Origin of the sequence: Methylobacterium planeticum, from assembly GCF_008806345.1 — a bacterium.
Taxonomy (GTDB): Bacteria; Pseudomonadota; Alphaproteobacteria; order Rhizobiales; family Beijerinckiaceae; genus Methylobacterium; species Methylobacterium planeticum.
The window spans coordinates 60,925-71,377 of the sequence record NZ_VZZJ01000025.1; the positions used below are offsets into that span (position 1 = coordinate 60,925).

General features: G+C 73.0%; 13 protein-coding genes and 1 tRNA gene. 7 read left to right on the top strand and 7 right to left on the bottom strand.

Annotated features, from left to right (window positions below; all coding sequences use genetic code 11):
* Window positions 1-35 precede the first annotated feature (35 nt).
* The gene (locus F6X51_RS21900) at window positions 36-599 is read left to right on the top strand and encodes a TetR/AcrR family transcriptional regulator (RefSeq protein WP_150965802.1); all 564 of its coding nucleotides are present in this window, start codon (window positions 36-38) and stop codon (window positions 597-599) included.
* Here the strand turns inward: F6X51_RS21900 and F6X51_RS21905 are convergent.
* Window positions 596-1,501: a histone deacetylase family protein gene (locus tag F6X51_RS21905; protein WP_246696943.1), complete on the bottom strand. Its 906-nt coding sequence runs from the start codon at window positions 1,499-1,501 to the stop codon at window positions 596-598. The two genes, F6X51_RS21900 and F6X51_RS21905, sit on opposite strands and share 4 nt — an antisense overlap.
* A 198-nt stretch (window positions 1,502-1,699) precedes the next feature.
* Here F6X51_RS21905 and F6X51_RS21910 point away from each other — a divergent pair, with 198 nt between their 5' ends.
* Together F6X51_RS21910 and F6X51_RS21915 are read left to right on the top strand one after the other, a co-directional pair.
* Window positions 1,700-2,848: a ceramide glucosyltransferase gene (locus F6X51_RS21910; RefSeq protein ID WP_150965804.1), complete on the top strand. Its 1,149-nt coding sequence runs from the start codon at window positions 1,700-1,702 to the stop codon at window positions 2,846-2,848.
* Between the two features lie 376 nt (window positions 2,849-3,224).
* Window positions 3,225-3,920 (top strand): glutamine amidotransferase-related protein, encoded by a 696-nt coding sequence (locus F6X51_RS21915; protein ID WP_150965805.1) that lies wholly within the window; start codon window positions 3,225-3,227, stop codon window positions 3,918-3,920.
* A 15-nt stretch (window positions 3,921-3,935) separates the two neighbouring features.
* Here F6X51_RS21915 and F6X51_RS21920 read toward each other — a convergent pair.
* A tRNA-Leu gene (locus F6X51_RS21920) sits at window positions 3,936-4,020 on the bottom strand.
* Between the two features lie 174 nt (window positions 4,021-4,194).
* On the opposite strand from F6X51_RS21920, the gene F6X51_RS21925 reads away from it, so the two are divergent.
* Both F6X51_RS21925 and F6X51_RS21930 read left to right on the top strand, forming a co-directional pair.
* Complete coding sequence (locus F6X51_RS21925; protein WP_150965806.1) at window positions 4,195-4,776, top strand: YqaA family protein; 582 nt, start codon at window positions 4,195-4,197, stop codon at window positions 4,774-4,776.
* On the top strand, window positions 4,773-5,300 hold the full coding sequence (locus tag F6X51_RS21930; RefSeq protein WP_246696944.1) for a disulfide bond formation protein B: 528 nt from the start codon (window positions 4,773-4,775) through the stop codon (window positions 5,298-5,300). Before F6X51_RS21925 ends, F6X51_RS21930 begins: the two co-directional genes overlap by 4 nt.
* A 160-nt stretch (window positions 5,301-5,460) precedes the next feature.
* Here F6X51_RS21930 and F6X51_RS21935 read toward each other — a convergent pair whose 3' ends face one another.
* From F6X51_RS21935 to cpdR, 4 genes are all read right to left on the bottom strand, one after another.
* Window positions 5,461-5,925, bottom strand: a complete 465-nt coding sequence (locus F6X51_RS21935) for a DUF1178 family protein (RefSeq protein ID WP_150965807.1) — start codon at window positions 5,923-5,925, stop codon at window positions 5,461-5,463.
* Between the two features lie 21 nt (window positions 5,926-5,946).
* Window positions 5,947-6,792: a carbon-nitrogen hydrolase family protein gene (locus tag F6X51_RS21940; protein WP_150965808.1), complete on the bottom strand. Its 846-nt coding sequence runs from the start codon at window positions 6,790-6,792 to the stop codon at window positions 5,947-5,949.
* A complete protein-coding gene (gene grxC / locus F6X51_RS21945; RefSeq protein ID WP_150965809.1) occupies window positions 6,785-7,084 on the bottom strand; it encodes a glutaredoxin 3 in 300 nt (99 codons plus the stop codon). Before grxC ends, F6X51_RS21940 begins: the two co-directional genes overlap by 8 nt.
* A 145-nt stretch (window positions 7,085-7,229) precedes the next feature.
* Complete coding sequence (cpdR, locus tag F6X51_RS21950; RefSeq protein WP_003603128.1) at window positions 7,230-7,586, bottom strand: cell cycle two-component system response regulator CpdR; 357 nt, start codon at window positions 7,584-7,586, stop codon at window positions 7,230-7,232.
* Between the two features lie 206 nt (window positions 7,587-7,792).
* Here cpdR and F6X51_RS21955 point away from each other — a divergent pair, with 206 nt between their 5' ends.
* Window positions 7,793-8,698 carry an N-formylglutamate amidohydrolase gene (locus F6X51_RS21955; protein ID WP_150965810.1) on the top strand — a complete coding sequence of 302 codons (906 nt, stop codon included), beginning with the start codon at window positions 7,793-7,795 and terminating at the stop codon, window positions 8,696-8,698.
* A 272-nt stretch (window positions 8,699-8,970) separates the two neighbouring features.
* Here the strand turns inward: F6X51_RS21955 and galU are convergent, their stop codons facing one another.
* Complete coding sequence (gene galU / locus F6X51_RS21960) at window positions 8,971-9,837, bottom strand: UTP--glucose-1-phosphate uridylyltransferase GalU (protein ID WP_150965811.1); 867 nt, start codon at window positions 9,835-9,837, stop codon at window positions 8,971-8,973.
* Between the two features lie 172 nt (window positions 9,838-10,009).
* Between galU and F6X51_RS21965 the strand changes: the two genes are divergently transcribed.
* Window positions 10,010-10,453: NAD-dependent epimerase/dehydratase family protein (locus tag F6X51_RS21965; RefSeq protein WP_150965812.1), on the top strand; the 444-nt coding region annotated here is incomplete at its 3' end.

Consider the following 10,453-nt stretch of genomic DNA (forward strand, 5'->3'; position numbering starts at 1 on the left):
TACCGACCGTCCAGACGGTTTTTAACGGGAACGGGATGACCAAGGCGCGCAGCCGGCGCGAGGATCGGCCGGAGATCATCCTCGACGCCGCGGAGGCGCTGCTGCGCCGCTCGGGCAGCCGCACGCTGACGATCGACGCGGTGGCGGCGGAGGCGGGCCTGAGCAAGGGCGGCGTGCTGCACCATTACGCCTCGAAGGACGCGCTGGTGACGGCCCTCGCGGCCCGCAAGGTCCAGCGGATGATCGACGGCATCGCCGCCCGGGCGACGGCGCAGCCGGACGGCCCGGCGGCGCTGCCGCTCGCCCTGATCGCGCATGCGCGGGACGTCTACGCGGAGGAGTGCGGCTTCCCGGATTCCCTCCTGATCGCCTCGGCCGAGAACGCCGAGGCGGTGGCGGCCTTCCGTGCCTTCCTGGCCGAGCGGCTGGCGCAGATGCAGGGCGTCGAGGCGCGCCCGGGGGCGGGGTCGGCCCTGGTCTTCGCGATCCTCGGCCTGATGCTCAGCCGCTCCCTCGGGTTCCACCAGCTCGAGGGGCCGGACCTGGCGCGCCTGTTCGACGCCCTCGAGGCGCAGGCGCGGGCGCTGCCCGGGGCCTAGGGGCCGGCCTCGGCCGCCATCGCCTCGAACACCAGGGCGTGGCGGGCCGCGATCGCCGCCGCGTCGCTGCCGTAGCCGCCGCCGATCACCGCCACCAGGGGGATGCCGCGGGCCCGCACGGCGGCGATCACGAAGCGGTCGCGGGCGGCGAGGCCCGCATCCGTCAGGGCGAGGCGCCCGAGCGTGTCGTCCCGGTGCGGGTCGACGCCGGCATTGTAGAACACGAGGTCGGGCGCCAGCGCGTCGAGGAGCGGCGGCAGGCGCCCGGCGAGCACCGCGAGGTAGGCCGCGTCGCCGAGCCCGTCCGCGAGGCCGATATCGAGGTCGCCCGCGATCTTGCGCACCGGGTAGTTCTTCTCGGCGTGGATCGAGAGGGTGAAGAGGTCGGGGGCGCAGACCAGGCAATCGGCGGTGCCGTCGCCCTGGTGCACGTCGCAATCGACCACCAGGGCCCGGCCGATCGCCCCCTCCCGCTGCAGGGCGCGGGCCGCCACCGCCACGTCGTTGAAGATGCAGAACCCCGCGCCCTGGGCCCGCCGGGCGTGGTGGCTGCCCCCCGCCGCGCTCCCGGCGAGGCCCTGCGCCAGGGCGAGCCGCGCCGCCGCGAGGGTGCCCCCCGCCGAGGCGCGGGCGCGGCGCGCCACCCCCGCATCGACCGGCAGGCCGATCTCCCGCTCGATCGCCCGCGGCACCGCGGCCGCCAGCACCGCCGCCACGTAGGCCGGATCGTGGACGAGGCCGAGCAGGGCGGCGGAGGCCGGCTCCGGCGTGACGAACCCCGCCGGCACCAGGCCGCGCTCGGTGAGCCGCGCCGCGAGCTGCCCGTACTTGCCCATCGGGAAGCGGTGGCCCTCGGGCAGGCTCGCCTGGTAGGCCGGGTGATAGACGATCGGCGGGGTCACGCCGGGTCTCCGGGGGCGGCGGGGCGCGCGGGCATCGGCACGGGCGGGCGGGTCCTTGTAGCGCGGGACGCCGAGGGGCGGTCCGGCGCGTGTCATACGACTGATATGGCGCGGCTGTTAGGGGCCTCGGCCGGATGGGCGAAGGGCGCGTCCGCGCGCCGCGGGCCCGCCGCCCGCGCCTTCTGGAGGAGACCCCGCATGAGCGGCACCGTCGAGACCGGCACCCTGCTGGCCCTGTCGCTCTGCGCCCTGCTCACCCTGGTCAACCTCGCGAGCCTCGCCCTCGCGGCCCGGCGCCTCGGGGCGCGCCGCGGCGCCTCGACCTTCCCGGCCGGCGCGCCGGTGTCCCTGGTGCGCCCGGTCCGCGGGATCGAGGCCTTCAGCGAGGAGATGCTGAGCCGCGGCTTCCGCCTCGACTACCCGGCCTACGAGCTGATCTTCTGCGTGGCGGATGCGGGCGATCCGATCCGGCCGCTCCTGCGCCGGCTGATCGCGCAGCATCCCGGGGTGCCGGCCCGCATCCTCGTCGGCGACGAGCGGATCAGCGACAACCCGAAGCTCAACAATTGCGTGCGCGGCTGGGAGGCGGCCCGGCACGACTGGATCGTGCTGGCCGATTCGAACGTGCTGATGCCGCCCGATTACCTGCAGCGCCTGCAGGCGGCGTGGCGGCCCGAGACCGGCCTCGTCTGCTCGACGCCGGTCGGCACCCGCCCGGACGGCTTCCTGGCGGAGGTCGAGTGCGCCTTCCTCAACACCCTGCAGGCCCGCTGGCAATATGCCGGCGAGGCCCTCGGCCTCGGCTTCGCGCAGGGCAAGAGCATGCTCTGGCACCGGCCCTTCCTGGAGGCGCGGGGCGGCATCCGGGCGCTCGCCGCCGAGATCGCCGAGGACGCCGCCGCGACGAAGCTCGTGCGCCGCGCCGGCCGCCGGGTCCACCTCGTCGAATCGCCCTTCGAGCAGCCGCTCGGGCGCCGCAGCCTCGGCGAGGTCTGGTCGCGGCAGCTGCGCTGGGCGCGGTTGCGCCGGGTCACCTTCCCGCTCTTCTTCGCCCCGGAGATCGGCACCGGCCCGCTCCTGCCCTTCGGCCTCGCCGGAGGCGCGGCCGGCACGCTGCCCGCCGCGCTCGGCCTCTGCGCCCTCGCCCTCGCCTGGTACGGCGCCGAGTACGCCCTCGCGGTCCGGGCCGGCTGGCACCGCTCCCCCCGCCTCCTCCTCGCCTTCCTGGCGCGGGATGCCCTGCTCCCGGCGATCTGGGCCGGCGCCTGGCTCCGCAGCGCCATCGTCTGGCGCGGCAACCCCATGACCATCCGCCCGAAACCCCCGCGCCGCCTGCGCGCGGCCTGACCTCCCGGTGCCGGATCCGGCCCGGATGGCGCGGCGCACCCCCTCCGGTGCGGGAGAGGTCTGCCCGCGGAGGGGACCGGGGAGAGTGAGGCGCGCTGTCCGGAGAGGTCGCACCCCTCACCCGGTCCGATGTCGCGCACTCGACCTCTCCCGGACGGGAGAGGTGGGGCGCTGCGGTTCCCGGAGGATCAATCGGCAAGCGCTGGCAGCGCAACGGCACCCCCTCGGACGGGAGAGAGAGACCCCGCCATCGGCGACCGCGTCCGGAGAAGCGCGATGCGCCGCACGATCCCGTCGCCTCGGGCCCCCCCGCGACGGCCCGCCGTCGGACCAACCCGCCATATCCTCGCCCCGAATGCCGGATGAGTGCGGGTCCATGAAGATCGCGATCCTGGAAACGGGCCGGCCGCCGGCGCGCCTCGGCGGGGCCTATCCGGGCTATGGCCGCATGGTGGAGCGCCTGGTCGGCCCGGGCCATGCCTACGCGACCTTCCTGACGGATCGGGGGGAATTGCCGGAGCCGGGGGCGCATGCAGCCTACCTGATCACCGGCTCGCCCGCGGGGGCCTACGATCCGGATCCCTGGATCGGCGCGCTGATCGGGTTCCTGCGGGACCTCGACCGCGCCCGTCCCGTCGTCGGCCTCTGCTTCGGGCATCAGGTGATGGCGCAGGCCTGGGGCGGGCGGGTGGTGCCGTCGGAGAAGGGCTGGGGGCTCGGCCTCCACGCCTACGCGGTGGCGGAGACGGCGCCGTTCCTCGATTCGCGCGACCCCATCGCGGTGCCGGTGAGCCATCAGGATCAGGTGGTCGACCGCCCGCCGGGCGCCCGCACGCTGGCCGGCAGCGCCTTCACGCCGCACGGGGCGCTCCTGTACGGGGACCGGGCCGCCCTTTCCTTCCAGTGCCATCCGGAATTCGAGCCGGACTTCGCCCGGGCCCTCGTCGCCGGGCACCGGGCGGCCGAGGCCGATCCGGCATTCGGGCGGGCGGCTCTGGCCTCCCTCGACCGGCCGCACGATTCCGCGCGGGTCGGCGGCTGGATCCGGCGGTTCCTCGACGGGGCGCGGTGAGGCGCGCGGTGGGGATGGTGCGGGTAGAGGGAATCGAACCCCCACGCCTTGCGGCTGGCGATTTTGAGTCGCCCGCGTCTACCAATTCCGCCATACCCGCGTCCTGCGCCTCTTCGCACAGGATCGCGGGCCGGGCCAAGGGGGTATTTCGAGGGACCCTGCGCGGGAGCCCGCGCGGGCAGCCCCTCCGGCGGACCCGGGCGCCCGCGCTTCCCAGCATCGCCCGGGTGTGCTCAAAGGGCGGCGCTCCTTCCACACCGGACCCAAGACCCCGATGATCCGCCGCCTCTACGAGTGGATAATGGCGCTCGCCGGCAAGCCCTCGGCGCCCTGGGCGCTGGGCGCGGTGGCCTTCGCCGAGAGCTCGTTCTTCCCGATCCCGCCCGACGCGATGCTGGTGCCGATGGCGGTGAGCCGGCCGGACCGGGTCTGGTTCTACGCGCTGATCGCCACGGTCGGCTCGGTGGCGGGGGGGCTCCTCGGCTACGCCATCGGGGCGCTGCTGTTCGATTCCCTCGGCCAGTGGCTGTTCCGGCTCTACGGCCTGCAGAACTCCGCCGTCGGCTTCCAGGATTCCTACGCCCGGTACGGGCACTGGGTCATCCTCCTGAAGGGGCTGACGCCGATCCCCTACAAGCTCGTCACCATCACGTCGGGCTTCGCCCATTACAGCCTGTTCTGGTTCACGCTGCTGTCGGTGGTGACGCGCGGCGCGCGCTTCTTCATCCTGGCCGGGCTCCTCGGCCGCTACGGGGTGCAGATCCGCGGCGTGCTCGACCGGCACCTGAACGTGGTGGCGGCGATCGCGGTGGCGGTGATCCTCCTCGGCTTCGTCCTGTTCAAGGTGCTGCTGTGACGGCGCCGCGCCTGCCGGGGGGCCGCCGCGCCGCCGCCCTCCTGGTCCTCCTCGGGGCGGCCCTGACGGTCGGCGGCGCCCTCGTGTTCGAGCACGTCCTCGGCTACGTGCCGTGCAAGCTCTGCCTGACCGAGCGGGTGCCCTACTACCTCGCGATCCCGCTCGCGGGCATCGCCGTCGCGGCGCCGGAGCGCCTGTCGCGCCTCGCCCTCGGCCTCGTCGCCCTGGTCCTGCTCTACGGGTCGGGCCTCGGCGCCTATCACGCGGGCGCCGAATGGGGCTTCTGGCCGGGCCCGAGCGATTGCGGCGGCGGCAGCGGCCCGAATCCCGGCGCCGTCGGCGACTTCCTGGATGCCCTCAAGACCACCCGGGTGGTCGATTGCTCGACCGCCGCCTGGCGCTTCCTCGGGATCTCGCTCGCGGGCTGGAACGCCGTGATCGCGGCGGTGCTGGCCTCGCTCGCCGGGACGGCGGCCCTGTCGCGGGGATCGCCGGCGCCGTCGCGGCCCCTTGCCCTACGGTAGGACCGGCCCCACGGTAGGAAAGGTCCCACGGTAGGACCGGCGCATCGCCCGTCCTCGGCGCGCCGGCGGCGCGCGCTCGCCGGCGGCGCGTGCTCGCCCGGACCCTCGCGGAGGCGAACCCGATCGCCGTCCGGACCCGGCCCAGGCCATCGTCCGCCCGCTAGTTCCGGTCGTCCGGCAGCGGCGGCAGGGGGGCGACGTCGATGCCCTCGTCGATCAGCGCGCGGGCCTCGTCGGGGCTGGCCTCGCCGTAGATCGGGCGGCTGTCGACCTCGCCGTAATGGATCTTGCGCGCCTCCTCGGGGAAGCGCGGGCCGACATGCTCGGCGGTGTCGACCACGTGCTGGCGCACTGCCCGCAGCAGGGCCCGGATCCGGCGCTCGGGCTCGGCGATCATCGGCACCGGGGCCGGCGATGGCGACGGCGCGGGCTCGCCCGGGACGGGCGCCCGCCCGCGGTCGGTGCGCGCGATCCCCGGCGCCATCAGGCTCTTGGCGACCCGGGGCGAGTCGCAGAACGGGCAGCTCACGAGGCCGCGCGCCGCCTGATCGTCGTAGGCGTCGCTCGACGGGAACCAGCTCTCGAAGCCGTGGCCGGCCTCGCAGACGAGGGCGTATCGGATCATGATGCTGGGTGAACGCGCGAGTCAGGCCTCTCGTCCCACGCGCGTCACCGTGAAGGGCTTGGCGTGGCCGAGGGCCGGGATGCGCCCGCGCGCTTCCGTCACGCGGGCAAGGTCGATCTCGGCCAGGATGATGCCGGGCTCAGCCCCGCCCGCATCCGCCAGGACCCGGCCCCAGGGATCGACGATGAGGGAGTGGCCGTAGGTGTCGCGCCCGTCCTCGTGGTGGCCGCCCTGCGCGGCGGAGATCATGAAGGAGCCCGTCTCGATGGCGCGGGCCCGGTGCAGCACGTGCCAGTGGGCCTCGCCGGTCTGCTGCGTGAAGCAGGCGGGCGCGGTCATCACGGTGGCGCCGCCCTCCGCGAGCGCCCGGTAGAGGGCCGGGAAGCGGATGTCGTAGCAGATGCCGAGGCCGAGGCTCGCGAAGGGCAGGTCCGCCACCACCGCGCAGGTGCCCCCCGTATAGGTGGAGGATTCGCGCCAGCTCTCGCCGTTCGGCAGGTCGACGTCGTAGAGGTGGAGCTTGTCGTAGGAGGCCAGGACCTCGCCCGCGGCGTCGATCAGGAAGGCGCGGTTGGCGACCTTGTCGCCGTTGCGCACCGCGAGGGAGCCGATCTGCACCGCGATCCCGGCCTCGCGCGCCACCTCGCGCAGGGCCGCGAGCGTCGGGTCGCTCTCGGCGGGGCCGACCTTCTCGAACAGGCTGGCGCGGCTGCGCTCGACCAGCGAGGTCATCTCCGGCGTCTGCACGTACTGCGCCCCGGCGCGCGCCGCCTCGCGCACGGAGGCCACCGCCGCGTCGCGGTTCACGAGCGGGTCGCGTCCGGACCGCATCTGGACGCAGGCGGCGACGAAGCGCGGCTCAGGCATCGGCCTTGCCCGCCTCGATCTTGCCCGCCTCGGCCTCCGCCCGCAGCAGCGGGTCGAGCCGGCCCGCGCGCTCCAGGGCGTAGAGGTCGTCGCAGCCGCCCACATGGGTCGCGCCGACGAAGATCTGCGGCACGCTGGTGCGGCCGCCGGCGCGCTGGACCATGGTGGCCCGCGCCCCTTGCGTCTTCTCGACGTCGATCTCCTGGAAGGCGAGGCCCTTCTCCTTCAGCAGGCTCTTCGCCGCCGAGCAATAGGGGCACCAGGCCGTGGTGTAGATCGTGACAGGCTGCATGCGCGTGGACGTGCCCCGTGGGTGACCGCCTGCATATAGGCAAGCCGCGGGCCGGTTCCTATTGCGGGGCCGCCACGTGGGCGCGGCAATGCGCGGGGGCGGGTTCGTCTCGGGCGGATCGCCGGGGCTCCGCCCGCGATCCGCCTCAGGCGGCGAGCAGCTTCTCGACCTCGTTGACGAGGTCGCGCAGGTGGAAGGGCTTCGACAGGACCTTGGCGTCCTTCGGGGCCTTCGAGTCCGGGTTCAGCGCCACCGCGGCGAAGCCCGTGATGAACATGACCTTGATGTCCGGATCGAGCTCGGTGGCGCGGCGCGCCAGCTCGATCCCGTCCATCTCCGGCATCACGATGTCGGTGAGGAGCAGCTCGAACGGCTCCTCCCGCAGGCGATTATACGCCGACAGCCCGTTGTCGAACGAGAGGACGTCGTAGCCGGCATTCTGCAACGCCTTCGCCAGGAAACGGCGCATGTCGTTGTCGTCTTCGGCCAGGAGGATCTTCATCGGACGGTTCCGAGCCCTTGAGTCGCTGTGTTCATTTCATAAAGGGACGATTTGGTAAACAAGGTGTTAGGATTTGGCGGCCGCGCCCGGTGCCGTGCCGCACCGATGCAGGGTTGCGACGTCCGCCGCCGCAGTGGACAGCACCGGCGCGACGCACCAATGTGGGACACGGTTTTCCCTCCCCGCAGAGAGGCGCCCGCGCCCCGATGACAGCGCCCCACCCGGATGATGCGACCGACGCCTTCGGCTTCGCCCCGGCCTTCGCCGTGGACGAGCCCGCGGCCCACACCCTGCCCTTCGTCTTCAACACGGGGCATTCCGGCTCGGTCTACCCGGCCTCGTTCCTCGCCTCGTCCCGCCTCGGCGCCCTGGCGCTGCGGCGCTCCGAGGACGCGCATGTGGAGCGCCTGTTCGCCCCCGTGGTCGGCCTCGGCGCGCCCCTGATGCGGGCGAACTTCCCCCGCGCCTATCTCGACGTGAACCGCGAGCCCTACGAGCTCGACCCGCGCATGTTCGACGGGCGCCTGCCGCCCTTCGCCAACACCCGCTCGATGCGGGTGGCGGGCGGCCTCGGCACGGTGCCGCGGGTGGTGGCGGACGGGCAGGAGATCTACGGGGCGCGCCTCGCCGTGGAGGAGGCGGTGGCGCGCATCGAGCGCCTCTACAAGCCCTACCACCGGACGCTGCGCGGCCTGATCCAGCGCACGGCGCGCCAGTTCGGCCACGCCATCCTGATCGATTGCCACTCGATGCCCTCCTCAAGCCTCGGGCGCGACCCGGAGGGGAAGGCGGATTTCGTCCTCGGCGACCGCTTCGGCACCGCCTGCGCGCCGGCGCTGATCGACGTCGTCGAGGAGACCCTGCGGGAGGCCGGCTTCCGGGTGGTGCGCAACAAGCCCTACGCGGGCGGCTTCATCACCGAGCATTACGGCGAGCCGAATGTCGGGCGCCATGCCCTCCAGATCGAGATCAACCGGGCGCTCTACATGAACGAGACGACGCTCGCGGTGACGGCGGGCTTCGAGCCGCTGGTCCAGGCGCTCCGCGCCCTGGTGGTGACGGTGGCGGGCGAGGCGGCCGATCTCGGCGCGCGCCGCATGGCCGCCGAGTAGCGCCGGCTCCCCTGCCCGTCCCCCGCGCGTCGTCCCGAGCGCCTGCGCGCAAGAAAAAAGGCCACTCCCGAAGGAGCGGCCCGAAGTCTAGGGAGGAAACGCCCAAGAAGGGCTGCTGGACCGCGACGCCATCGCGATCCCGCAATGCACAAAGTAAAGTGCGCCGCACAAAATGCAAGCGGCTTCCGAACCGCCGAGGCCGCTCCGGGCGCATGGCACGACCGCGTCGGGCGCAATTGAGTTGCGAGCGCACCGGCTCGCGCAAGTTGTGCTCAGGCCTCCCCGAGGAGGCGCGCGATCTCGGCCCTGAGGGGACCCGCCAGGTCCTCGCGCTGCAGGGCGTAGGCGAGGTTGGCGGTGAGGAAGCCGAGCTTCGAGCCGGTGTCGTAGGTCCGGCCCTCGTAGCGCATGCCGTAGAACTTCTGCTGGGCCGCGAGCTTGATCATCGCGTCGGTGAGCTGGATCTCGCCGCCCGCGCCCTTCTCGCCGTGCTCCAGGATGCCGAAGATCTCGGGCTGCAGGATGTAGCGGCCCGAGATGATGAAGTTCGAGGGTGCGGTGCCCTGCTTCGGCTTCTCCACCATGCCGGTGATCTCGAAGGTCTGGCCGAAGGTCTCGCCGACGCTGACGATGCCGTACTGGTGCGTCTCCTCGGGCTGCACCTCCTCCACCGCGATGACGTTGCCGCCGTGCCGGTCGTAGGCTTCGAGCATCTGGCCCATGCAGCCGCGGCTGAGCATGTCGGGCAGCAGCACCGCGAAGGGCTCGTCGCCGACGATCTCGCGGGCGCACCAGACCGCGTGGCCGAGGCCGAGGGGGGCCTGCTGCCGGGTGAAGCTCGTCTGGCCGGCCTGCGGCAGGTCCTGCTTCAGCGCCTCGTAGGCGGCCTGCTTGCCGCGCTCCTGCAGCATGTGGTCGAGCTCGAAGGCGATGTCGAAATGGTCCTCGATCACCGCCTTGCCGCGGCCGGTGACGAAGATGAAGTGCTCGATGCCGGCCTCCCGCGCCTCGTCCACCACGTGCTGCACCACCGGCCGGTCGACCACGGTCAGCATCTCCTTCGGGACGGCCTTCGTGGCAGGCAGGAAGCGGGTGCCGAGGCCAGCGACCGGGAGGACGGCCTTGCGGATGCGTTTCATCGAGTACGACCTGGAGATGAGGTGGGACGGGTGGAATGCTCAAGCTCAAAGATAGCACGGTCCCGGAACGCGCCTAGCCTCGCCCCCCGCCCGCGGCCTGACCTTTCTCATCAACAACACCGAAGCTTTGCGTTATGCTCGCCGAAGAGTTGCAGCGAGCGGTGGGCGGACGATGGCGGTTCTGGTAACGGGCGGTGCCGGGTATATCGGCAGCCACATGGTCCTGGCGCTGCAGGATGCGGGGCACGAGGAGATCGTCGTCCTCGACGACCTCTCGACCGGCTTCGACTGGGCCCTTCCGCCCGAGGTCAAGCTGGTGGTCGGCGACGTCGCCGACCCGGCGCTGGTCGCCGAGACCATCCGCCGGCACGGGATCGACGCCCTCGCGCATTTCGCCGCCCGGATCGTGGTGCCGGACTCGGTGGCCGACCCCCTCGGCTACTACCTCGCCAACACCGCCAAGACCCGCACGCTGATCGAGACCGCCGTGCGCGAAGGCGTCCGGCACGTCATCTTCTCCTCCACCGCCGCCGTCTACGGCGAGCCCTCCCGGGTGCCGGTGCCGGAGGACCTGAGGCCCGACCCGATCAACCCCTACGGGCGCTCGAAGCTGATG

Coding starts and splice junctions, on each gene's coding strand:
- F6X51_RS21900 (WP_150965802.1), top strand. CDS start 36: ATGACCAAGGCGCGCAGCCGGCGCGAGGATCGGCCGGAGATCATCCTC.
- F6X51_RS21910 (WP_150965804.1), top strand. CDS start 1,700: ATGAGCGGCACCGTCGAGACCGGCACCCTGCTGGCCCTGTCGCTCTGC.
- F6X51_RS21915 (WP_150965805.1), top strand. CDS start 3,225: ATGAAGATCGCGATCCTGGAAACGGGCCGGCCGCCGGCGCGCCTCGGC.
- F6X51_RS21925 (WP_150965806.1), top strand. CDS start 4,195: ATGATCCGCCGCCTCTACGAGTGGATAATGGCGCTCGCCGGCAAGCCC.
- F6X51_RS21935 (WP_150965807.1), bottom strand. CDS start 5,925: ATGATCCGATACGCCCTCGTCTGCGAGGCCGGCCACGGCTTCGAGAGC.
- F6X51_RS21940 (WP_150965808.1), bottom strand. CDS start 6,792: ATGCCTGAGCCGCGCTTCGTCGCCGCCTGCGTCCAGATGCGGTCCGGA.
- grxC (WP_150965809.1), bottom strand. CDS start 7,084: ATGCAGCCTGTCACGATCTACACCACGGCCTGGTGCCCCTATTGCTCG.
- cpdR (WP_003603128.1), bottom strand. CDS start 7,586: ATGAAGATCCTCCTGGCCGAAGACGACAACGACATGCGCCGTTTCCTG.
- F6X51_RS21955 (WP_150965810.1), top strand. CDS start 7,793: ATGACAGCGCCCCACCCGGATGATGCGACCGACGCCTTCGGCTTCGCC.
- galU (WP_150965811.1), bottom strand. CDS start 9,837: ATGAAACGCATCCGCAAGGCCGTCCTCCCGGTCGCTGGCCTCGGCACC.